Here is a 20,891-nt window from a genome sequence, read left to right as displayed (position 1 = left end):
GCCATAGGCGGCGCAGAGCGCGCCGCCTATGGCTCAGCTTGTTGCAGCTCCGCTAGACCCCTGTCGGTTACCCGTTCACGTGGCCAGCCTTCAGCGACACCTGATCAAGGATCGCGTCACAGGCATCTCCCTGCTCACAGGAAATCTTGAGAGCGTTCTGCCCCTTGGTGAGATTCACGAAGGCATAGGTCTTTGTCCAGCCTTTCTCCCAATCCCCATCTGCAGCCTTCGCGAAGTTGGACATGTTGAGGGAGCGTGGACTCCCTCCGTTCACGGTGAGGGTAGTCTTCGCGTCCCGACCCGGGACGCTGTACGTGACGAACAGCGTGTACTCGCCTCCGTTCGGGACGTCGGCAGACCAGGTCACCGAACCGCCCACCCCGTTGAAGTTCACATACGCGCCGTCCGCGCCCTCCGCGCCCTTGATGTCCTTGGCGAGCAGCGCCGCACCGCCCAGCTTGAGCGTGGCCGCGTCCTGCTGCGGCAGCTCGGGCGGGGTCTCGCCTGCGGAGGGCTCCGTGCTCGGGCTCTCCTGGACCTGCTCGGAGCCGCCGGTCGGCGTGCCGCCCGCGTTGGAGCCGTCGGCGTTCTTGTCGCCCGTGTTGTTGAGGACGGCGGCCGTGATTCCGATCACGACGACCGCGACGACCGCGATCGCGCCGATCAGCAGGCCCTTGGTGTTGGGGCCGCGGCCGCGCTGGGGCGGCATCGGGGACTGGCGGGTGCGGTCGCCGCCCGGGTAGGTCTCGGGCGCCGCGTACTGCGGGTTCGGCCGACCGTACTGCTGCTGGCCGCCGTAGTTCTGCTGCTGCGGCACATGCGCCTGGGCGGGTGCGCCGTACTGGCGCTCGCCGACCGTCCTGACCTGGTTGTACGAGGTTCTGGGGACGCCGGGCTGCGCGGCCGGGCCGGGGTAGCCGTAGCCACCGCCCTGGGGCGGCTGTGCGCCTGCCGCCTGGCCGTCCGCGTACAGGTAGCCGAACGGATCGTCGTCCTCGGGCGTGTTCGCGCCGTCGTTACCGGCAGCCATCCCTGGTCACTCCTATCCATGCTCGCCAGCCGTCGCCGACCGGCCGAGCCTACCTCGAACGAGGAACGCTTCGATCCGTTCCTTGACAGGCCGGTGATCGTCCGGGAAGTGACCGACGGGTAAAGAAATGGGCTATCCGGCGCGCCGGTGGATCTTGGCGCGGGAGCGCTTCTCGATGTACATCCGCTGGTCGGCGGAGTTCAGGACCTCTTCGACGCTCATGCCGCACTCGGCCCAGCCGATGCCGAAGCTGGCCCCGACCCTGACCGCCCGCCCGTCGACCCGGATCGGCGGAATGATGGCGTTCCGCAGCCGAACGGCCAGGTCAGCGGCGTCGGCGGCACCGAGCCCGTCGGCGAGGACGACGAATTCGTCACCCCCGAGCCGGGCGACGGTGTCTCCGTCGCGTACGCCGGTGGTGAGCCGGCGGGCGACCTCGATGAGCACGGCGTCCCCGGTGTGGTGCCCGAAGCGGTCGTTGATCGACTTGAAGCCGTCGAGGTCGCAGAAGAGGACGGCGAGCCCCTTCGTCCCGTCGTCGACCTCACCACCCGGCGGGGCGACGGCGTGGACGTGGTGGTCGTACGGGCCTCCGGTGGCGGCGCCGGGCGCCGGGTCGAAGCCGAAGCCGTGCTCGTGGCCGTACGGGGAGTCGTAACCGGCGTCGGGATCCCCCACCTCGCCCGCGCGGGCGGCGTGCGGGCGTTCGCAGATCCGGGCGCTGAGCCGGGAGCGCAGCTCGGCGCTGTTGGGCAGGCCGGTGAGGGCGTCGTGGGAGGCGCGGTGGGCGAGCTGCAGCTCGTGGCGTTTGCGCTCCTCGATGTCCTCGACGTGGGTGAGGAGGAACCGGGGGCCGTCGGCGGTGTCGGCGACGACGGAGTTGCGCAGGGAGACCCAGACATAGGTGCCGTCGCGGCGGCCGAGGCGCAGCTCGGCGCGGCCCCCTTCGGCGGAGGTGCGCAGCAGGGTCCCTATGTCCTCGGGGTGGACCAGGTCGGCGAAGGAGTAGCGGCGCATGACGGAGGCGGGCCGGCCGAGGAGGCGGCAGAGGGCGTCGTTGGTGCGCAGGAGCCGGCCGTGCTGGTCGCCGCCCATCTCGGCGATGGCCATGCCGGAGGGGGCGTACTCGAAGGCCTGCCGGAAGGACTCCTCGCTGGCGCGCAGGGCCTGCTGCTCGCGTTCGAGGCGGACGAGGGCGCGCTGCATGTTTGCTCGCAGGCGTGCGTTACTGATCGCAATCGCCGACTGGGAGGCGTACATCTGGAGCGCTTCCCGGCCCCAGGGGCCGGGGTGGCGGCCGTTGCGGGGCCGGTCGACGGAGATCACGCCGAGGAGTTCGCGGCCGGAGCCCGGGGCGCCTCCCGCATGGGCGGAGCGCACGCCGGGGGCGTACATCGGGGCGTAGAGGCGGTCGTGGGGGTGCCACTCGTCCTCGAAGCGGGGGGCCGGGCCTTCGGTGTGCCACTGCGGCACGTCGTCCTCGATGAGGACCCAGCCCTCGGTGTGCGGGATGAACCGCAGGTCACCCCAGGCGACGCCCATGGAGAGGCGGCGTTCCCAGGATTCGCGGGAGCCGACGCGGCCGGTGATCAGGGCTTCGGCGGCGGCGCTGCCGGCGAAGGCGGCGACGACGAGGTCTCCGTCGGGGCGGACGAGGTTGACGCAGGCCAGCTCATAGTTGAGACCGGCGACGATGCCGTCGGCGACGGTCTGCAAGGTGTCCGCCAGACTGCGCGCTGTATTGAGGTCGGCCACGACCTGATGCAGCTGCCGCAGGGTCGCAAGGCGGACGTAGGGCTCCGACTCGGTCTCCATCGCTCGCTCTCCCCGAGACCTCGACAGCAACTCCAGGGTTCTCATCGGCTCACTTACTGCACTGTCTCCGCCACTGAATCACAGCGAGCTGTGCACCCGGTACACAGGGTCAACAAATACTGGGCTCTGTGACTCAAGTCACAATAGGGTCTGGAGGGTTGGCGGGTCTGCTGGAAAGCGCTCCCGTTCTTTCTTGAACGCAAACGAACGGACGACCGATCCGGCGGGTCCCGTAGCGGCGGGCAGTACGGACACGACCTAGGACCGGCGGCGGGCCCGTTCTGGTCCCGGGGCCCGATGCGGGGCGGAGCGGGCCGCGACTAGCGTGCGAGGTGTGCTGCAGAAGACCCTCACCCCGCCTCCCCCGGCCATCCCTCATGCTGAGGGGGTGAGCAACGACGAGTTCCGGGCGGCGATGTCCCGGCTGGCGGCGGGCGTGGTGCTGGTGACGGCCCACGACCCGGACGACGGCCCACGCGGTGAGGACGTCGGGATGACGGCGACCGCGTTCATGTCGGTGTCCCTCGACCCGCCCCTGGTCCTGGTCAGCCTCCGCAACGGCTCCCGGATGGACGACCTGCTCGCCGAGGTCCCCGTCTGGGCGGTCTCGGTCCTCTCCGAGAGCCAGCGCCACGTCGCGGGCCGGTTCGCGATGAAGGGCCGGATCAGCGACCGTCTCCTCTTCGAGGACGTGCCGTACACGCGCGGCGAGGAGAGCGGCGCGCCCCTGATCGGCGGCGCGCTCGCGACGCTGGAGTGCCGTACGGAGAACCGCGTCGTGGCCGGCGACCACACCCTGGTCATCGGCCGCGTCCTGACGGCCGCCTTCCCCTCGTCCGACGGCGCCCCGCTGACCTACTTCAAGGGGAAGTACCGCCACCTGGCCTGACGCGCCCGCCGCAGCGCCGGGCGAGCCCCCGGGAGCGTCCGAAGGCTCCCGTCAGCCCCAGTCGCGGCCCTGGCGGCCGCGCTTCGTCTCCGCGCGCTGCTTCTTCACGCGCAGCCGGCGCTCGTTGATGCCCCGGGGGATCTTCGTCGCCCGGCGCGGCTTCGGCGGCGGGGCCGTGGCCTCGGCGAGGAGCGCGGCGAGGCGGATCGCCGCCGTCTCGCGGTTGCGCCACTGCGAGCGGTGCTCCGACGCCCGTACCGTCAGCACCCCGCCCACCAGACGCGACGCCAGCCGTTCGAGCGCCCGCGCCTTCCAGACCTCCGGCAGCGCCTCCGTGCGCGCCAGGTCGAAGCGGAGCTCCACCTGCGAGTCGCTGGTGTTGACGTGCTGCCCGCCCGGCCCCGACGACCTGGAGAAACGCCACATCAGCTCGGCCTCGGGAAGCGAGACGGAGCCACGGATGACATACGGACCGGACATGCCGTCCATGTTCCCCGGAGCGGGCCTCGCACGTCACCCCGTTTTCGCGGCCGGTCCTCCCGGCCGAAGTCCCACCGCGCCGCCGCCGATGGAACCGGCGGGGGCCTCTCGGCGTTATCCCGTGTGACGACGACAGTCGACGACATCACGACGAAAGGGACTTCCCATGGCTGTAAGCCTGTCCAAGGGCGGCAACGTCTCCCTGACCAAGGAGGCTCCGGGCCTGACCGCCGTCACCGTGGGCCTCGGCTGGGACGTCCGTACGACCACCGGCACCGACTTCGACCTCGACGCCTCGGCCATCGGCGTCGACGCGGCCGGCAAGGTCGCCTCCGACGCGCACTTCGTCTTCTTCAACAACAAGTCCACCCCGGACCAGACCATCGTCCACACCGGTGACAACCGCACCGGCGAGGGCGGCGGCGACGACGAGCAGATCAACGTCAACCTCGCCGCTCTGCCGCCGAACGTCGACAAGATCGTCTTCCCGGTCTCCATCTACGACGCGGTCAACCGCTCGCAGAACTTCGGCCAGGTGCGCAACGCCTACATCCGCATCATCAACCAGGCCGGCGGCACCGAGCTCGCCCGCTACGACCTCTCCGAGGACGCCGCCGTCGAGACCGCCATGGTCTTCGGCGAGCTGTACCGCAACGGCGCGGAGTGGAAGTTCCGCGCGGTCGGCCAGGGCTACGCCTCGGGCCTGGAGGGCATCGCCCGCGACTTCGGCGTCAACCTCTGACGGACACGCACCGTACGCGCGCCGTACGACAAGGCCCCGGCTCCGGCCGGGGCCTTACCGTTTCCGCATGATCGTCGAGCCCTACGCCTCCGCCGACCACGCCCTGCCCGGCCCGCTCCTCACCGAGCTGACCGAGCTCTACGCCTCCAACCGCGACTTCCACGCGGTCACCGGCGACTTCCCGGACCCCGACGGCATCCTCCCCGAACAGGTCGCCGCCGCCCTCGCCGACGAACTCGCCCGCCCCGGCTCCGAGGTGCTCCTCGCCCGCTCCGAGGGCCGGCTGATCGGCATCGCGGTCACCCTCGACCACCACCCCGACCCCACCGACCCGGACCCGTGGATCGGTCTGCTGATGGTCGACGCGCGCGCCCACCGGTCGGGCCACGGCCGCGCCCTCGCCGGCACGGTCGAGGGACGGTTCCGCGCCGAGGGCCGTACGGGCGTCAAGCTCGCGGTCCTGGAGAACAACCCGCGCGGCCTCGCCTTCTGGACCTCCCTCGGCTACGCCGAGATCGACCGCCGCCCGGACCGGGAACACGGCCGCCCGAGCGTGGTCCTGCGCAAGAGCCTCTGAACGGCGCGGGACTGCTCATGGCTTCGTACAGCCCAGGGCCACAGGGCTACTGAGGCCGCTCCGGCTTCCCGTCCCCGTACAGCCACACGTCCCACACGTCACCGAGGTCCTCGCCCGCCACGTCCTCCACATAGGCGGTGAAGTCCTCCGTGGAGGCGTTGCCGTGACGGTGCTTCGCGGGCCAGCCCGCCAGGATCTCGTAGAACGTGTCGTCGCCGACCGTCTGCCGGATCTTGTGCAGCACCATCGCGCCGCGCTGGTACACCGGCGGGTCGAACAGGTTCTCCGCCGTCGGCGGTTCGGCGGGCGGGAAGGCCCAGTTGGCCTCGTCGGCGAAGGCCTTCTCGAAGCGGCGCTGGGCCGGGGTGTCCTCGAAGTCCTCCGCGTACAGCCACTCCGCGTAGGTCGCGAAGCTCTCGTTGAGCCACATGTCCCGCCAGGTCGCGGGCGAGACGGAGTTGCCGTACCACTGGTGCGCGAGCTCGTGGACGAGGGTCGGGGCATCGAAGGCGTCCTGCGGGAATACGGGCCGGGTCTGGGTCTCCAGGGCGTAGCCGACGTCGCCGGCCGCTTCGACGATCGCGCCGGTGGAGGAGAAGGGATAGGGCCCGAAGTTCTCCTGCTGCCACTCCAGGATCTCGGGGATGCGGTCGAGGAGCGCGGAGCTGTCGGCGGCGACGGTCGGGTCGACGGCGGTGTGCACGGCGACGCCGGAGGGGGTGGTGGCGGTCCTCGTCTCGTACCGGCCGATCGCGACCGTCGCGAGGTAGCTCGCCATCGGCTCGGCGCTGTGCCAGACGGCGGTGGTCCGGCCGCCTGCCGTCCGCTCGCTGCGCAGGGTGCCGTTGGAGACGGCCCGCAGGCCCGCCGGGACGGTGAGGGTGATGTCGTACGTCGCCTTGTCGGACGGATGGTGGTTGCCGGGGAACCAGGCCGTGGAGCCGACCGGTTCGCCGAGCGCGAGCGCCCCGTCCTTCGTCCGCAGCCAGCCCTCGCCCGCCCCGTCGGCGTCGGTGATCTTCCGGGGTACGCCGGAGTACGTGACGGTGGTCCGGAAGACCTTCCCCTTGCCGATCTCCTCGCGGGGCCGGAGCGTCAGTTCGCCGCCCGCCCGGTTGACGGCGGCCGGGGCGCCGTCGACGGTGGCGCGGCCGACGGTGAGACCGGCGAGGTCGAGGTTGAAGGCGCTCAGGTCCTGGGTGGCGCGGGCGGTGATCTCGGCGGTGGCGTCGAGGCGGCCGTCGGCGGGGTCGTAGTCGAGCCTGAGGTCGTAGTGCCGGACGTCGTAACCGCCGTTGCCGAGCTTGGGGAAGTACGGGTCGCGCAGCCCCGCGGCGCCGGGGGCGCCGTCCACCGGCCCGCCCGTGTCACCGGTGCAGCCGGCGGAGCCGACGATAAGCAGCAGCGTCGCGGCGGCTGCCAGTACGGCTCGGGTACGTCTCTCCACGGAACGATCTTAGGCGGGGGTACGAATCCGGCGGCGCCGGGCCTGGGGCGGAACCGGCGGCGCCCGGCGGGGGTCCGGGCGCCAGCGGGGGGCGCGGGGGCTGTTACTTGTCGAGCGCCTCCACGCCGGCGCGGGCGAACTTCTCGTCCAGGTCGCCACTGGGCGCGCCGGCCACGCCGATGCCGGCGATCGGGGCTCCCTTGGCCGTGACGGGGACGCCGCCGCCGAGGAACAGGGTGCCGGGGATGTCCTTCAGGTTCGGGGCCTGGGCCAGGCGCCCGGCGAGGACGGAGGTCGGGGCGTTCCAGGAGACGGCGGTGAACGCCTTGCGCTCGGCGGACTCGTAGGACTGCGGGCCGGCGCCGTCACCGCGGAGGATCACGACGGTGTTGCCGTTGCGGTCCACGACGGCGACCGTCACGCGCTGGTTCTCGGCCTCGGCGGCGTCCAGGGTGGCCTGCGCGGCCTTGGTCGCGGCGTCGATCGTCAGGTGCGTGGTCTGCTGGAGGTTCCGGTTCGCGGCGTCGGCCTTGACGGCGGCGGCGGGGGCGGCGGCCGGAGCGGAGGCGTTCGCGGAGACGGCGCCGAAGGTGCCTGCGGCGACGGCGGCGGCCGCGGTGGCGCCGATGAGCATCTTCTTCATGGTGAACTCCCGGGGATCGCTGTGTGGTTCGCTCTGCCATCGATCCTCCGGCCGGATCCGGGCCCCCACGGTCGACGGAGCGGCTGCCTCCGCCGCGCGGTACGGATGACACGCGGGTCAGCCGATCGGTTGATGCCCCCGTGGTCCCCCAGGGCCACCATGGAGGCGTACACCCAGGTCAGGACCGTCGGAACCCGCAAGGAAAGGCATGTGATGGAGCAGGACCCGGACGCCCGCTGGCTGGCGCGGGTCATGCACGTCGCCTTCTTCCTCCTCCTCGGCGCGTCCCTGGTCCGCTTCCTGCTGCGGCACCCGTGGGAGGACCGCGGGCCGTGGATCGTCGCCCTCTCCGGCGCCCTCGCCTCCCTCTACGTCCTCGGCCCGGTGCTCGGCACCCGCGCCACCCCGCGCCGGCTCGGCTGGCTCTTCACCGTCGTCGCCGTCTGGATGCTCCTCGTCGTCCTCGCGCCGAGCTTCGCCTGGTGCGCGGTCCCGCTCTTCTACACCGGTCTGCGCACGCTCCCGCCGCGCGCCGCACTCGTCCTGGTCGCGCTGCTGACCGTCTTCGTGGTGGCCGCCCAGGTCCAGCTCTCGTACGGAGGCTGGGACCCGAACCTGATCATCGCCCCGCCGGCCGTCGCCGCCATCGCCACCGCCGTCTTCGTGCACGCGCAGCGCCAGGCCGACCGGCAGCGCGCGCTGATCGACGATCTGATCCGGACCCGCCGTGAACTGGCGGCGATCGAGCGCCGCGAGGGCACGCTCGCCGAGCGCCAGCGGCTCTCGATGGAGATCCACGACACCCTCGCGCAGGGTCTTTCGAGCCAGCAGATGCTGCTCCAGGCCGCGGAGCGCACCTGGGACAGCGACCCGGAGACCGCCCGCCGCCATGTCCGTACCGCCGAGTCCATCGCCGAACGCAACCTCGCCGAGGCCCGCCGCTTCGTCCACGACCTCGCCCCCGCCGACCTCGCCGAGGGCGGCGGCCTGGAGGCGGCGCTGCGCACCCTCGCGGGCCGCGAGTCCGCCGCGTTCCGGGTCGACGGGGTGCCGGTGCCGCTGCCCGACCGGGTGCAGTCGGCGCTGCTGCGCATCGCGCAGGGCGCCCTCGCCAACGTCCGCGAGCACGCCGCCGCCACCTCCGCCGCGCTGACCCTGACCTACCTCGACGACCAGGTCGTCCTCGACATCGCCGACGACGGCCGCGGCTTCGAACCGCGACCGCAGCCGTCCCGGGAGCCCGGCGTACGCGGCCACGGCCTGCCCGCCATGCGGGTCCGTGCCCAGCAGCTCGGCGGCACGCTCACCATCGAATCCACGCCCGGCGAGGGCACGGTGCTCTCGGCCGCGATCCCCCTCACGCCCCCTGCGGAGACCTCATGACGGCCGTACGGATCCTGCTGTGCGACGACCACGCGGTCGTTCGCGCCGGGCTGCTCGCCCTGCTCGGCAGCGCGCCCGACATCGAGGTCGTGGGCGAGGCCGGCAGCGGCGAGGAGGCCGTCGCGATGGCCGCGAAGCTGGCCCCGGACGTCGTCCTGATGGATCTTCAGCTCGGGCCCGGCATCGACGGGATCGAGGCGACCCGCCGGATCGCGGCGTCGGGGGCGGGCGTCCACGTCCTGGTCCTCACCACGTACGACACGGACGCCGACATCACCCGCGCCATCGAGGCGGGCGCCACCGGCTACCTCCTGAAGGCCGAACGGCCCGAGGAACTGTTCGCCGCGATCCACTCCGCCGCCCAGGGCCGCACCACCCTGTCCCCGCCCGTCGCCAGCCGCGTCATGGACCGCATGCGCGGCGCGGCCGGGCCCACGCTCACGGACCGCGAGCGGGACATCCTCGGCCAGCTCGCCCACGGCCTGGGGAACCGCGAGATCGCCCGCGCGCTCTTCATCAGCGAGGCGACCGTGAAGACCCATCTCGGCCGGATCTACGCCAAGCTGGGCGTCGACACGAGGGCGGGCGCCGTGGCCGTGGCCAAGGAACAGCGCCTCCTGCCCTGACCCGCGCCACACTGCTACGCTTCGCTACCTTTCCATCACAAAGTGTGAGATAGCGGGAGCGCGCGTGAAGATCGCCTGCGTCGGCGGTGGGCCCGCCGGCCTGTACTTCTCGATCCTGATGAAGCGGCAGGACCCGTCCCACGACATCACGGTCTACGAACGCAACCCGGCCGGCTCCACCTACGGCTGGGGCGTCACCTACTGGGCCGGGCTCCTCGACAAGCTCCGGGCCGGTGACCCCGAGTCCGCCGACGCCATCGGCGAGGCGTCCGTGCGCTGGACCGACGGCGCCGCCATCGTCCGCGACGAGCGGACCGTCCACCGCGGCGACGAGGGCTTCGGCATCGGCCGCCGCCGGATGCTCACCCTCCTCGCCGAGCGGGCCCAGGCCCTGGGCGTACGGGTCGAGTTCGAGCACGCGATCAGCGGCGAGGACGCCCCGGAGCTCGCCGGCGCCGATCTGATCGTCGCCGCGGACGGGGTGAACAGCGTGCTGCGCGAGGCCCACGGCGACCACTTCGGCGCCGAGGTGACCACCGGCCGCAACCCGTACATCTGGCTCGGCACCACCAAGGTCTTCGACTCCTTCAGCTTCGCCTTCAAGGAGACGGAGCACGGCTGGATCTGGTGCTACGCCTACGGTTTCAGCGGCGAGCGGTCCACGTGCGTCGTCGAATGCTCCCCGGAGACATGGGCCGGTCTGGGCCTCGGCACGATGGGCGAGGCGGACAGCCTGAACCTGCTGGAGAAGCTCTTCCACGACCTCCTGGACGGTCATCCGCTGATCGGCCGGTCGCAGGCCGACGCCGCCGCCCGGTGGCTGCACTTCCGGACGCTGACCAACCGCACCTGGCACCGGGGCAACCTGGTCCTCCTCGGCGACGCCGCCCACACCACCCACTACTCCATCGGCGCGGGCACCACCCTGGCCCTGGAGGACGCCCTCGCCCTCGCGGACGCCCTGCGCGAGGTTTCGGGGGCGGGCACCGGCGCGGGGGCCGGCCGGAGCCTCGACGAGGCGCTGAGCCGTTACGGCCGGCGGCGGCGCGCGGAGCTCCTGTCGGCCCAGAGCGCGGCCCGCTACAGCGCCCGGTGGTACGAGAACCTCCCCCGCTACATGCACCTGGAACCGGCCCGGATGTTCGCCCTCCTCGGCCAGCGGCACTCCCCTCTGCTTCCCTACGTCCCGCCCCAGCTCTACTACCGGCTCGACAAGGCCGCCGGGCAGCTGGAAGCACTGCGCCGCCTCAAGCGCTGGCTGGGCCCCCGCCTCGCCCGCACGGTCCAAGCCCGCACGTCCCAGACCCGGACCCGGACGCGTACCGGTACGGGCGCCTGACGGCGGGGCCCGCACGGGGGCCGGCCCGGGTCCGGTACGGCAGCCGACGCCCCCGCCCCCCGTTTCTCCCCCGCACCGGCCCCGGCCCGCCGCCTCCCCCGGCGTGGGACCATCGACCCGTGCTCGACATCGGCTACTCCCTCTCCCGTCGCTTCCCCGACCCCCCGCAGACCGACTACCGCCGCGCGGACGTCCACGCCCTGCGCCACGACCTCTTCTGCGGGGACGTCTACCTCGCCGACCCCAAGGCCGACCGCGAGCTGTCCACAGCCTGGGGATGGGTGCCGGTGCTCGACTTCGCCTGGGCGCTGTGCGACATCGTCGAGCAGCTCGACCGCGACCCGCGCGGCAACCGGTCCGCGCGCCCCCAGTACGCCGAGCTCGACTTCACCGAGTCCTCCGACCGCATGCTCTTCGAGCGCCGCTTCGGCTGGGTGGACGTCGAGGCCGACTGGATGCCCGGCGACGAGCCGCCGCTCACCTTCAACCACCGCGAGCTGCGCCGCGAGGCCCGCGACTTCCTGCACGACCTGATCGCCGACCTCACCGACATGCACGAGGGCCTCGGCGACAACCCCGTCATCTGGGACCTCCAGGCCCGCTTCCCCCGCGTCCCCTGACACCCGCGCGCGGCCAGGGAGTGCGCGCCGGAAGCCGCAGACCAGGCGAGACAACGCGGACACGGCCTAGTCCTCCACGCGCACCCCCAACTGCGCCGCGAACACCGGTGCCAGGTCCAGCAGCTGCCCCGTACTGATCACCGCGCCCGACAAGGCGTCCACTCCGCGCGCGATCTCCAGCCGCTCGACCGTCCGCAGGTCCACGTCCTTCATCCGGGCCCCGCCGAAGTCCGCCCCCGTCAGCACACAGTCACGGAACTCCACCCTCTCCAGCCGCACGCCGCCGAAATCCGGCTCGCTCAGCACGCACCCCTCGAAGACGACGTCCTTCAGCTTCGCCATCCGCAGATTCAGATAGTCGATCTTCCCGCCGCGCACCACGACCCTCTCCAGGACCGCCCCGTGCAGCTGCGTCCCCCCGAGGCGCGCGTCCAGGACCTCCACATCACGCAGCGACGCCCCCGCCAGATCCGTCCCCACCCCCCGTATCCCGCTCAGCACACAGTCCAGCACACGCGCCGCCGTCAGCCGCGTCTCGTCCAGCGCGCACTCCCGCAGCGCGCAGTCCATGAAACGCGCGCCCGCCCCGTCCTGCCCCGCCAGGTCGAGGCCGGTGAATTCGAGGCCGTCATAGTCCCCGTCCGGCTCAAGCCCCCCTTCGTACGCCGTCAGCGGCGGCAGCCGCACCTCCGCCCGCCGCACGGCGGCCACCGCCTTCTTGCCGTTCCGTGTCGCCATGCCCCCCATAGTGACGTGCACCACTGACAACGCCCCGATGTCACACCCCGTACCCCCGCGTCCGTCCCGTTCATGAGACCGACCCAGGGAGCGTCCACATGCAGCGGAACAGGCAGCACATCACCGTCGTCGGCGGCGGATTCGCCGGACTCACCGCGGCCCTCACCGCCGCCGAGGCGGGGGCCAAGGTCACCCTCCACGAGGCCCACCACACCCTCGGCGGCCGCGCCCGCACCGCCGAAGGGCCGTACCGCACCAACGAGGGACCCCACGCCCTCTACAACGGCGGCCCCCACTGGACCTGGCTCCGGCAGCGCGGACTCCTCGGCCCGCTCGCGCCCCTCCCGCCGCTGGAGGCCGCCCGGTTCCGCTTCCACCGCGACGGCGCACTGCGCCGCACCCCGCCCCTCGGATTCCTGCGCCACACCCTCCGTACGGCCGAACAGGCCCCCGTCGACCTCGACTTCCTCACCTGGGCCACCCGGGTCGCCGGCCCCCGGGCCGCCCGCGACGCCGCCGCGTACGCCGGGGTCGCCCTCTTCCACCACGACCCGGGCTCGCTCTCCGCCCGCTTCGTCCAGGAACGGCTCCACCGGGCCGCCGCACTGCCTCCCGAGGCCCGCTACATCCGCGGCGGCTGGGGAGAGCTGATCGACCGGATGGCCGCCCGGGCCTGGGACCTGGGCGTACGGATCGAGACCTCCTCCCGCCTCGACGCGCTGCCGCTCGCCGACGGACCCGTCATCGTCGCCACCTCCCTCGCCGCGGCCGCCCGCCTCCTCGGCGACCCCGGCCTGAGCTGGGAGAGCGGCCGCACGGTCCTCTTCGACCTGGCGCTGCGCCGCCGCGCGGGAGACCCGTTCGTCATCTCCGACCTGGACGCCCCCGGCTGGATCGAACGCTTCACCGCGCAGGACCCGTCCCTCGCCCCGGCCGGCGAAGAGTTGATCCAGGCCCAACTGCCCATCGGCCCGGGCCGGTCCAAGGCCGACGGCGTCGCCCACGCGGAACGCCTGCTCGACCTCGGGTTCCCCGGCTGGCGCGACCGTACGGTCCGGCGCCGCGAAGCCGTCTCCGACGGCCGTACGGGCGCGGTCGACCGGCCGGGCACCACCTGGCGCGACCGCCCGGCGATCGACCGCGGCGACGGCGTCTACCTCGTCGGCGACCAGGTCGCGGCGCCCGGCGTGCTCTCGGAGGTCTCCTTCACCAGCGCCGTCGAAGCCGTGTCGCTGGCCCTGCGCGCAACTCGCCTTGACCTCAAGGCCGCTTGAGGTTGAAAGCTGGGCTCACCGAACGATCACACGACCCGGGGAGCCCGCCATGCACGCCATCCGCCTCCACGCCTTCGGCCCCGCCGAGAACCTGACGTACGAGGAGGTCCCCGACCCGGTCCCGGGCCCCGGCCAGGTACGTGTCGCGGTCACCGCGGCCGGGGTCCACCTCCTCGACACGGCCCTGCGCAGGGGGCAGACCGGCCCGTTCCCCGCCCCCGCCGAACTCCCCACGATCCCCGGCCGCGAGGTCGCCGGCACCGTGGACGCGCTCGGCGAAGGCACCGACCCGGCCTGGCTCGGCAAGCGGGTCGTCGCCCACCTCGGCCTCGCCCCCGGGGGCTACGCCGAACTCGCCGTCGTCGACGCCGCCAGGCTCCACGAACTCCCCGACACCCTCGGTGACGCCGAAGCCGTCGCCATGATCGGCACCGGCCGCACCACGCTCGGCATCCTCCAGTTCACCGAACTCGGTCCCGACTCGGTCGCCGTCGTCCCGGCGGCCGCCGGGGGCATCGGCACGCTCCTCGTCCAGTACGCGAAGAACGCCGGCGCCACCGTCATCGGCCTCGCGGGCGGCCCCGAGAAGGTCGCCCTCGTCCGGGACAACGGCGCGGACCTGGCCGTCGACTACACGCTCCCCCACTGGCCCGACGAAGTACGCGCCTTCCTCAGCGACCTGCCCCGGACTCCGTCCGGGGAGACCCCCGCGCCCACCGTCGTCTTCGACTCCGTCGGAGGAGACACCGGCCGCGCCGCCGTCGACCTCCTCGGCAAGGGCGGCCAACACCTCGTCTTCGGCTGGTCCGACAGCGGCCTCCACGACGGAAAACCCCTCACCTTCACCGAGGAGGAGCTCACCGCCCGGGGCATCACCTCCGAGAGCGTCCTCGGCCCGGTCATGCTCCAGAAGGCCGGCGGCGACATCCGCAACCTCGAACTCGCCTCCCTCGCCGCCGCCACGGCGGGCCACCTCCGCCCGGCCGTCCACCCCTTCCCCCTCGCCGAGGCGTCCACCGCCCACCGGGCCCTGGAAACCCGCGGCACGGTCGGCAAGGTGGTCCTGATCCCGTAACGCGACGCAGAACCCGAAACGGAGACCCACCGAGCCGGAGAACCGCCGAACCCGCTTACGCCCCCAGCGACGCGAGCGCCTCGTCCGTCAGCCGGTACACCGTCCACTCGTCCTGCGGCTTCGCGCCCAGCGACTTGTAGAAGTCGATCGACGGGGTGTTCCAGTCGAGGACCGACCACTCCATGCGCTCGTACCCCCGCTCCACACAGATCCGCGCCAGCTCCCGCAGCAGCGCCTTCCCGTGGCCGCCGCCCCGCAGCGACGGCCGTACGTACAGGTCCTCCAGATAGATCCCGTGCACCCCGCGCCACGTCGAGAAGTTCAGGAACCACAGCGCGAAGCCCGCCACCTCGCCCTCGTCCGTCTCCGCGATGTGGGCGAACGCGGCGGGGCGCTCGCCGAACAGCGCCTCGCGCAGCTGGTCCTCGCTCGCGCGGGCCTCGTCGAGCGCCTTCTCGTACTCGGCGAGCTCGCGGACCATCGCGTGGATGACGGGGACATCGGCAGGAGTGGCAGTACGAATCATGCGCTCAGCCTGCCCCGGTCAGCGCGTGCGCGCCAAGAGTGTCCGGGCGATGGACACCTGTTCCTCGTCCAGTTCCGGCTCCCCGTCCTCCACGTCCCACAGCCCGTTCTGCAGCACCCGTCCCAGCGTCCAGGCCGCCGACCGCGCCCTGTCGAGCCCCAGGACCTCCGTCATCAGGTCGAAACGCCACAGCGTCTCCGCCGGGTCCGGATCGAAGGCGCTCGTCAGCGCCGGCAGCAGATCGAACCCCGGGTCCCCGGCCAGCGGCTTCGGGTCGATCGCCAGCCACGGCTCCCGGTCGGCCGCCAGGATGTTGTCGCTGTGCAGGTCCCAGTGGAGCAGCCGGTCGCCCGGCTCGCCCATGACCTCCCGTACCGCCGCGGCACAGTCCCGCAGCAGCCGCGCGTCCTCCGCCCCGAGCCGCGACGCCGCCCCCGGTACGTCCGCCAGCATCCGCGCGGCGATGTCATCGAGCCGGCGCACGCCCTCCGGCGCGGGCGCCGCGACCAGCCGGGCGAGCACGTCCGTCAGGATCCGCGTCACCTCCCGGGTGTCCTCCACCGTCGACAGATGCCGGGTCTCGTCCAGCCGCTCCAGAAGCAGCGTCCCCGTCTCCGGATCCTCGTCGAGGAGACGTACGGCCCCGGCGCCTCCCCACGCCCGCAGCGCCACCGCCTCCCCCGCGCTCTCCTCGTCCAGGAGCTGCATCTTCAACGCGGCCCGCGCACCGTCGGCCGTCCGCGTCACCGGCAGGACCAGCGACGCCACGCCGTACATCGACGGTCCGGTCGGCCGCAGCCCCCACCGGTCCATAAAGTGCGCGGCCCGCCCGGGCAGCGCGGCGACGAACGCGCGCCCCGCGTCGCCGTTGAACCGCGCCTGGGACTCCGCGAGTTCCTCCGGTACATGAATCACAGGGGAAGACACACGGCAATGCTAAGGGGCGTCTTGCCGTGCAGGCCGGGCTCGCGCCCGAAGGCCAGACCCGTATCCACAAGGCCGACGGCTCAAGTAACCTCCCGCCCACACCTCAGGGAGAAGGGCACCATGAGCAGCACGGTCAACGGCGGCATTTCGTACTGGTACGCGCGGGAAGGCACCCCCGCCCCCCGCGAGCCTCTGCCCGGGGACGCCACGGCCGACGTCTGCATAGTCGGCGGCGGCTACACCGGCCTGTGGACCGCCTACTACCTCAAGAAGGCCGTCCCCTTCCTCAACATCACCGTCCTGGAAGCCAAGTTCTGCGGTTACGGCGCCTCCGGGCGAAACGGCGGCTGGCTCTACAACGGCATCGCCGGCCGCGACCGGTACGCCAAGCTCCACGGCCACGACGCGGCCGTCCGCCTCCAGCAGGCGATGAACGACACGGTCACCGAAGTCATCCGCGTCGCCGCCGAGGAAGGCATCGACGCCGACATCCACCAGGGCGGCGTCCTGGAGGTCGCGACCTCCCCGGCCCAGCTCGCCCGCCTCAAGGACTTCCACGCCGTCGAGATCGCCTTCGGCGAGAAGGACCGCGAACTCTTCGGCGCCCGCGAAACCGCCGACCGCGTCCGCGTCACCGGCGCCGTCGGCTCCACGTGGACTCCCCACGGCGCCCGCCTCCACCCCGTGAAGCTCGTCAAGGGCCTCGCCGCGGCCGTCGAAGCCCTCGGCGTCACCATCCACGAGTCCACCCCGGTCACCGAGATCAAGCCCAAGCACGCCGTCACCCCGTACGGCACCGTCCGCGCCCCGTACGTCCTGCGCTGCACGGAAGGCTTCACCGCCTCCCTCGCCGGACAGCGGCGCACCTGGCTCCCCATGAACTCCTCCATGATCGCCACGGAGCCCCTCACCGACGCCCAGTGGGAGACCGTCGGCTGGAACGGCCTCGAAACCCTCGGCGACATGGCCCACGCCTACATGTACGCGCAGCGGACCGCCGACGGCCGCATCGCGCTCGGCGGCCGCGGCGTCCCCTACCGCTACGCCTCCCGCACCGACAACGACGGACGCACCCAACCCCAGACCGTCGAAGCGCTCCGCGAGATCCTCATCCGCTTCTTCCCCTCCCTCGCCGGCCTCGGCATCGCCCACGCCTGGTCCGGCGTCCTGGGCGTCCCGCGCGACTGGTGCGCCACCGTCACCCTCGACCGCTCCACCGGCCTCGGCTGGGCAGGCGGTTACGTCGGCTCCGGCGTCGCCACCGCCAACCTCGCCGCCCGCACGCTCCGCGACCTCATCCAGCAGGACTCGGGCCAGTCCGGGTCCACCGACCTGACCGCGCTGCCCTGGGTGAACCACAAGGTCCGCAAGTGGGAGCCGGAGCCCTTCCGCTGGCTCGGCGTCCAGTCGATGTACGCGGCCTACCGCACCGCCGATCGCCGCGAGTCCACCACCCACACGCCGACGACGGCCCCCCTCGCCACACTCGCCGACCGCCTCTCGGGCCGCTGACTGCCCCGAAACGCACAAGTGTCCCGGACCTGAGTGGTCCGGGACACGAGATTGATGGAGCCGCCTGTCGGAATCGAACCGACGACATCCAACTTACAAGGTTGGTGCTCTGCCAATTGAGCTAAGGCGGCGTTGCTCACTCGCTTCACGCGCGCGAGGCTCCCCCACTCTACACAGCACCGCGAACCACCAGCCAAGAAATTGCCGACCACCGTAACGACCCGCCCACACGTTCGTTGACCGGACTGGAGTGCAGTTCCGACTATCGGACAGCAGGACGGGGAGGGGCGATGACGGAGCCGGTACGTGTGGTCGGCGCCGAGGCCAAGCGCGTGAAGCGGGAGGCGCTGGGCATCGCCGACCGGCGCAAGCACCAGGGCCGCGCAGCGATTCCCATGCAGCGCCGAGCGCAGGAAGCGAGCAGGCAGCAGCGGGTCTACCGCTTCCGCTTCTATCCCTCTCCCGACCAGGCCGACCAGCTACTCAAGACCTTCGGTGCCTGCCGGTGGGTCTACAACGAGGGGCTGGCCCTGCGGTCCGGCGCCTGGGAGCAGCACCGCGTGTCGGTGGGGTTCGCCGAGACATGTCGGGCATTGACGGGCTGGAAGCGGGAGGAGGGGCGGGAGTGGTTGCGAGAGGTGTCGTCGACGGTGTTGCAGCAGGCGCTGCGGCATCTGGACGGAGCGTTTTCGCGGTTCTTCAAGAAGTCGGCCACGTACCCGAAGCGAAAGAAGAAGGGCCGGTCGCGGGATGCGGCGACGTACGTCCGGACCGGTTTTCGTTGGGCGGAGGATCCGGAGCGGCCGGGTACGGGTCTGGTGACACTGGCCAAGCAGGCGGCGCCGCTGGACATTCGCTGGTCGCGTCCGTTGCCGGCGGGTCAGGTGCCGGTGCGGTTGAACGTGACGCGGGATCGCGCCGGGCGCTTCTTCCTGTCGGTGTTGGTCGAGGAGCGGATCGAGCCGTTGCCGCCGGTGTTCTTGCCCGGTGGGTGCGAGCCGAAGGCGGTGGGGCTGGATCTCGGTCTGGCTGCGTTGGTGACGTTGGATGACGGTTCGGTGCTTGAGCATCCGCGCCTGCTGAAGAAGTACGGGGAGGAGCTCGCCCGCCGCCAGCGGGCGCTGCATCGCAAGAAGAGAGGGTCGAAGAACCGGGGGAAGGCCAGGGAGCGCATCGCGCGCCTGTACGCGCTCATCGGCGATGTCCGCAGGGATCTGTTGGATCAGTTCACCACCCGCCTCGTGCGCGAGAACCAAGTGCTCGTGGTGGAGGATCTGCCCATCGCCAATCTGATGCGTCGGGCCGAGGGGCAGGGGCGGCGTCGTAAGGCGAAGCTGAATCAGACGATCATGGATGCTGCGTGGGGTGAGCTGTTGCGACAGCTGCGCTACAAGTGCGAGTGGTACGGCCGGACGCTGGTGGTCGTGGACCGGTTTTTTCCGTCGACGCGGCGCTGCTCGGCCTGTCACACGAAGGGGCCCCGGCTGGACGTGTCGGTCCGGGAGTGGATCTGCGGTGAGTGCGGTGTTGTGCACGGGAGGGACAAGAACGCGGCGGTGAACCTTCGCGATGAGGGGATGCGGCTGTACTGGCTGGTGGCAGCTGCGCTGCCGCCGGGGAAGCCGACGCCTTCGGTGATCCGGGCGTCGGCGCTGCCGGACGCTGCCCTGGCCGCGTAGGACCAAAGTGCGGTACGGACCGACGGGCCGTCGGCCATAAGGCCTGTGGAGCTCGCGTAAGACCGGCTGGCGTGCCCTTCAGGGTCGTGCCGGGTCGGCAATGGGTGTTGAAGCAGGAAACGCCGCGCAGTCGGCAGGGCCAAAAACCAGCCGCTCTGCCGCCTGTCGGTGTAGGTCACAAGTGCGGCGCTCTGCCTCCGCCCAGCAGCTCCTCGAAAATCTCTCCGCCTCTGACTGCTGACAGATCGGACACCGCCGAGGTAGCGTCACGGGAAGTTCACTCCGGTGGACTAGACCTCAATCCTTCCTTTACTCGGATCGTCCGGCACGTTCCTGCCGGTGAAGGGACACATCACCATGGCTTCTGTCACGTTCGACAAGGCGACCCGGCTCTACCCGGGGTCCGACAAGCCCGCCGTCGACCAGCTCGAGATCGAGATCGAGGACGGCGAGTTCCTCGTCCTCGTCGGCCCCTCCGGCTGCGGCAAGTCCACCTCCCTGCGCATGCTCGCCGGTCTGGAGGACGTCAACGGCGGCTCCATCCGCATCGGTGACCGCGACGTCACGCACCTGCCGCCGAAGGACCGGGACATCGCCATGGTGTTCCAGAACTACGCGCTGTACCCGCACATGACCGTCGCCGACAACATGGGCTTCGCGCTCAAGATCGCCGGCGTCAACAAGGCCGAGATCCGCGCCAAGGTCGAGGAGGCCGCGAAGATCCTCGACCTCACGCCGTACCTCGACCGCAAGCCCAAGGCGCTCTCCGGTGGTCAGCGCCAGCGTGTCGCCATGGGGCGCGCCATCGTGCGTGAGCCGCAGGTCTTCCTCATGGACGAGCCGCTGTCGAACCTCGACGCCAAGCTCCGCGTCTCCACCCGTACGCAGATCGCCAGCCTCCAGCGCCGGCTCGGCATCACCACGGTGTACGTCACCCACGACCAGGTCGAGGCCCTCACCATGGGCGACCGCGTCGCCGTGCTGAAGGACGGTCTCCTCCAACAGGTCGACTCGCCGCGGAACATGTACGACCGCCCCGCCAACCTCTTCGTCGCCGGCTTCATCGGCTCCCCCGCCATGAACCTGATCGAGGTCCCGATCACGGACGGCGGCGTGAAGTTCGGCAACAGCGTCGTCCCCGTCTCCCGCGAGGCGCTCTCCGCCGCCACCGCCAAGGGCGACACGACCGTCACGGTCGGCATCCGCCCCGAGCACTTCGACGTCTCGGGCGCCACCAGCAAGGAGGGTCTGGCCGTCTCCGTGAACGTCGTCGAGGAGCTCGGCGCCGACGGTTACGTCTACGGCTCCTCCCGCGTCGGCGGCGAGGACAAGGACCTGGTCGTCCGAGTCGGCGGCCGCGCCGTGCCGGAGAAGGGCTCCACCCTGCACGTCGTGCCCCGCGCCGACGAGCTGCACGTCTTCTCCACCTCGACGGGCGAGCGTCTCTCCGGCTGACGCCCGGACCGGCGCCCCGGTCATCCGCCGAAAGGCCCCGTTCCCGCTTGCGGGCGCGGGGCCTCTCGCGTACCCCCGTACCCCCGCCACGGCCGTCGACAAATACCCCGGCAG

Annotated in this window: 20 protein-coding genes and 1 tRNA gene; 12 read left to right on the top strand and 9 right to left on the bottom strand. The window is 71.7% G+C overall.

Annotated features, from left to right (window positions below):
* Window positions 1–67 precede the first annotated feature (67 nt).
* Together ACIRB4_RS00605 and cdgB are read right to left on the bottom strand one after the other, a co-directional pair.
* Complete coding sequence (locus ACIRB4_RS00605) at window positions 68–1,030, bottom strand: CBM35 domain-containing protein (RefSeq protein ID WP_403287597.1); 963 nt, start codon at window positions 1,028–1,030, stop codon at window positions 68–70.
* A gap of 132 nt (window positions 1,031–1,162) precedes the next feature.
* Window positions 1,163–2,845, bottom strand: a complete 1,683-nt coding sequence (gene cdgB / locus ACIRB4_RS00600; protein ID WP_403287596.1) for a diguanylate cyclase CdgB — start codon at window positions 2,843–2,845, stop codon at window positions 1,163–1,165.
* A gap of 415 nt (window positions 2,846–3,260) precedes the next feature.
* On the opposite strand from cdgB, the gene ACIRB4_RS00595 reads away from it, so the two are divergent.
* Window positions 3,261–3,734 carry a flavin reductase family protein gene (locus ACIRB4_RS00595; protein ID WP_403288625.1) on the top strand — a complete coding sequence of 158 codons (474 nt, stop codon included), beginning with the start codon at window positions 3,261–3,263 and terminating at the stop codon, window positions 3,732–3,734.
* A gap of 51 nt (window positions 3,735–3,785) precedes the next feature.
* On the opposite strand, the gene arfB is transcribed toward ACIRB4_RS00595, so the two are convergent.
* Window positions 3,786–4,223 (bottom strand): alternative ribosome rescue aminoacyl-tRNA hydrolase ArfB, encoded by a 438-nt coding sequence (arfB, locus tag ACIRB4_RS00590; RefSeq protein ID WP_403287595.1) that lies wholly within the window; start codon window positions 4,221–4,223, stop codon window positions 3,786–3,788.
* Window positions 4,224–4,380: 157 nt separating this feature from the next.
* Between arfB and ACIRB4_RS00585 the strand changes: the two genes are divergently transcribed.
* Both ACIRB4_RS00585 and ACIRB4_RS00580 read left to right on the top strand, forming a co-directional pair.
* Window positions 4,381–4,956, top strand: coding sequence for a TerD family protein (locus ACIRB4_RS00585; protein ID WP_356891921.1), 576 nt, complete (start codon window positions 4,381–4,383; stop codon window positions 4,954–4,956).
* A gap of 67 nt (window positions 4,957–5,023) precedes the next feature.
* Window positions 5,024–5,533, top strand: coding sequence for a GNAT family N-acetyltransferase (locus tag ACIRB4_RS00580; protein ID WP_403287594.1), 510 nt, complete (start codon window positions 5,024–5,026; stop codon window positions 5,531–5,533).
* Between the two features lie 46 nt (window positions 5,534–5,579).
* Here the strand turns inward: ACIRB4_RS00580 and ACIRB4_RS00575 are convergent, their stop codons facing one another.
* On the bottom strand, window positions 5,580–6,980 hold the full coding sequence (locus ACIRB4_RS00575; protein WP_403287593.1) for a M1 family metallopeptidase: 1,401 nt from the start codon (window positions 6,978–6,980) through the stop codon (window positions 5,580–5,582).
* 103 nt (window positions 6,981–7,083) lie between these two features.
* Complete coding sequence (locus ACIRB4_RS00570; RefSeq protein ID WP_403287592.1) at window positions 7,084–7,623, bottom strand: heme-binding protein; 540 nt, start codon at window positions 7,621–7,623, stop codon at window positions 7,084–7,086.
* Between the two features lie 213 nt (window positions 7,624–7,836).
* On the opposite strand from ACIRB4_RS00570, the gene ACIRB4_RS00565 reads away from it, so the two are divergent.
* From ACIRB4_RS00565 to ACIRB4_RS00550, 4 genes are all read left to right on the top strand, one after another.
* On the top strand, window positions 7,837–9,006 hold the full coding sequence (locus tag ACIRB4_RS00565) for a histidine kinase (RefSeq protein WP_403288624.1): 1,170 nt from the start codon (window positions 7,837–7,839) through the stop codon (window positions 9,004–9,006).
* Window positions 9,003–9,632 carry a response regulator gene (locus ACIRB4_RS00560; RefSeq protein ID WP_403287591.1) on the top strand — a complete coding sequence of 210 codons (630 nt, stop codon included), beginning with the start codon at window positions 9,003–9,005 and terminating at the stop codon, window positions 9,630–9,632. The genes ACIRB4_RS00565 and ACIRB4_RS00560 overlap by 4 nt, the downstream gene beginning before the upstream one ends.
* 64 nt (window positions 9,633–9,696) lie before the next feature.
* The gene (locus ACIRB4_RS00555; protein WP_403287589.1) at window positions 9,697–10,971 is read left to right on the top strand and encodes an FAD-dependent monooxygenase; all 1,275 of its coding nucleotides are present in this window, start codon (window positions 9,697–9,699) and stop codon (window positions 10,969–10,971) included.
* A 119-nt stretch (window positions 10,972–11,090) separates the two neighbouring features.
* The gene (locus tag ACIRB4_RS00550; RefSeq protein WP_403287588.1) at window positions 11,091–11,591 is read left to right on the top strand and encodes a hypothetical protein; all 501 of its coding nucleotides are present in this window, start codon (window positions 11,091–11,093) and stop codon (window positions 11,589–11,591) included.
* Window positions 11,592–11,657: 66 nt separating this feature from the next.
* On the opposite strand, the gene ACIRB4_RS00545 is transcribed toward ACIRB4_RS00550, so the two are convergent.
* The gene (locus ACIRB4_RS00545) at window positions 11,658–12,329 is read right to left on the bottom strand and encodes a pentapeptide repeat-containing protein (RefSeq protein ID WP_403287587.1); all 672 of its coding nucleotides are present in this window, start codon (window positions 12,327–12,329) and stop codon (window positions 11,658–11,660) included.
* A 98-nt stretch (window positions 12,330–12,427) separates the two neighbouring features.
* Between ACIRB4_RS00545 and ACIRB4_RS00540 the strand changes: the two genes are divergently transcribed.
* On the top strand, window positions 12,428–13,603 hold the full coding sequence (locus ACIRB4_RS00540) for an NAD(P)-binding protein (RefSeq protein ID WP_403287585.1): 1,176 nt from the start codon (window positions 12,428–12,430) through the stop codon (window positions 13,601–13,603).
* 49 nt (window positions 13,604–13,652) lie between these two features.
* The gene (locus ACIRB4_RS00535; protein ID WP_403287584.1) at window positions 13,653–14,678 is read left to right on the top strand and encodes a zinc-binding dehydrogenase; all 1,026 of its coding nucleotides are present in this window, start codon (window positions 13,653–13,655) and stop codon (window positions 14,676–14,678) included.
* A 55-nt stretch (window positions 14,679–14,733) separates the two neighbouring features.
* On the opposite strand, the gene ACIRB4_RS00530 is transcribed toward ACIRB4_RS00535, so the two are convergent.
* Together ACIRB4_RS00530 and ACIRB4_RS00525 are read right to left on the bottom strand one after the other, a co-directional pair.
* Complete coding sequence (locus ACIRB4_RS00530; RefSeq protein ID WP_403287582.1) at window positions 14,734–15,204, bottom strand: GNAT family N-acetyltransferase; 471 nt, start codon at window positions 15,202–15,204, stop codon at window positions 14,734–14,736.
* 18 nt (window positions 15,205–15,222) lie between these two features.
* Window positions 15,223–16,131 (bottom strand): aminoglycoside phosphotransferase family protein, encoded by a 909-nt coding sequence (locus tag ACIRB4_RS00525; protein WP_403287580.1) that lies wholly within the window; start codon window positions 16,129–16,131, stop codon window positions 15,223–15,225.
* A gap of 120 nt (window positions 16,132–16,251) precedes the next feature.
* On the opposite strand from ACIRB4_RS00525, the gene ACIRB4_RS00520 reads away from it, so the two are divergent.
* Window positions 16,252–17,643, top strand: coding sequence for an NAD(P)/FAD-dependent oxidoreductase (locus ACIRB4_RS00520; protein ID WP_403287579.1), 1,392 nt, complete (start codon window positions 16,252–16,254; stop codon window positions 17,641–17,643).
* 55 nt (window positions 17,644–17,698) lie between these two features.
* Here the strand turns inward: ACIRB4_RS00520 and ACIRB4_RS00515 are convergent.
* Window positions 17,699–17,774 (bottom strand) — tRNA-Thr (locus tag ACIRB4_RS00515).
* 159 nt (window positions 17,775–17,933) lie between these two features.
* Here ACIRB4_RS00515 and ACIRB4_RS00510 point away from each other — a divergent pair.
* Complete coding sequence (locus ACIRB4_RS00510) at window positions 17,934–19,322, top strand: RNA-guided endonuclease InsQ/TnpB family protein (protein WP_403287578.1); 1,389 nt, start codon at window positions 17,934–17,936, stop codon at window positions 19,320–19,322.
* 357 nt (window positions 19,323–19,679) lie between these two features.
* Window positions 19,680–20,777: an ABC transporter ATP-binding protein gene (locus ACIRB4_RS00505; RefSeq protein ID WP_403287577.1), complete on the top strand. Its 1,098-nt coding sequence runs from the start codon at window positions 19,680–19,682 to the stop codon at window positions 20,775–20,777.
* Window positions 20,778–20,891 lie beyond the last annotated feature (114 nt).

The sequence above is a fragment of the Streptomyces sp. NPDC093600 genome (genome assembly GCF_044764755.1).
Taxonomy (GTDB): domain Bacteria; phylum Actinomycetota; class Actinomycetes; order Streptomycetales; family Streptomycetaceae; genus Streptomyces.
Note: the sequence above shows the minus strand (reverse complement) of the source record. Positions and strands in the feature narration are given on the sequence as shown.

Excerpts from the sequence above, each read along its gene's own strand:
- ACIRB4_RS00560 (WP_403287591.1), top strand. The coding sequence starts at position 9,003 with ATGACGGCCGTACGGATCCTGCTGTGCGACGACCACGCGGTCGTTCGC.
- ACIRB4_RS00530 (WP_403287582.1), bottom strand. The coding sequence starts at position 15,204 with ATGATTCGTACTGCCACTCCTGCCGATGTCCCCGTCATCCACGCGATG.
- ACIRB4_RS00585 (WP_356891921.1), top strand. The coding sequence starts at position 4,381 with ATGGCTGTAAGCCTGTCCAAGGGCGGCAACGTCTCCCTGACCAAGGAG.
- ACIRB4_RS00510 (WP_403287578.1), top strand. The coding sequence starts at position 17,934 with ATGACGGAGCCGGTACGTGTGGTCGGCGCCGAGGCCAAGCGCGTGAAG.
- ACIRB4_RS00520 (WP_403287579.1), top strand. The coding sequence starts at position 16,252 with ATGAGCAGCACGGTCAACGGCGGCATTTCGTACTGGTACGCGCGGGAA.
- ACIRB4_RS00580 (WP_403287594.1), top strand. The coding sequence starts at position 5,024 with ATGATCGTCGAGCCCTACGCCTCCGCCGACCACGCCCTGCCCGGCCCG.
- ACIRB4_RS00540 (WP_403287585.1), top strand. The coding sequence starts at position 12,428 with ATGCAGCGGAACAGGCAGCACATCACCGTCGTCGGCGGCGGATTCGCC.
- ACIRB4_RS00565 (WP_403288624.1), top strand. The coding sequence starts at position 7,837 with ATGGAGCAGGACCCGGACGCCCGCTGGCTGGCGCGGGTCATGCACGTC.
- ACIRB4_RS00535 (WP_403287584.1), top strand. The coding sequence starts at position 13,653 with ATGCACGCCATCCGCCTCCACGCCTTCGGCCCCGCCGAGAACCTGACG.
- ACIRB4_RS00545 (WP_403287587.1), bottom strand. The coding sequence starts at position 12,329 with ATGGCGACACGGAACGGCAAGAAGGCGGTGGCCGCCGTGCGGCGGGCG.
- ACIRB4_RS00505 (WP_403287577.1), top strand. The coding sequence starts at position 19,680 with ATGGCTTCTGTCACGTTCGACAAGGCGACCCGGCTCTACCCGGGGTCC.
- ACIRB4_RS00605 (WP_403287597.1), bottom strand. The coding sequence starts at position 1,030 with ATGGCTGCCGGTAACGACGGCGCGAACACGCCCGAGGACGACGATCCG.
- arfB (WP_403287595.1), bottom strand. The coding sequence starts at position 4,223 with ATGGACGGCATGTCCGGTCCGTATGTCATCCGTGGCTCCGTCTCGCTT.
- cdgB (WP_403287596.1), bottom strand. The coding sequence starts at position 2,845 with ATGGAGACCGAGTCGGAGCCCTACGTCCGCCTTGCGACCCTGCGGCAG.
- ACIRB4_RS00595 (WP_403288625.1), top strand. The coding sequence starts at position 3,261 with ATGTCCCGGCTGGCGGCGGGCGTGGTGCTGGTGACGGCCCACGACCCG.
- ACIRB4_RS00570 (WP_403287592.1), bottom strand. The coding sequence starts at position 7,623 with ATGAAGAAGATGCTCATCGGCGCCACCGCGGCCGCCGCCGTCGCCGCA.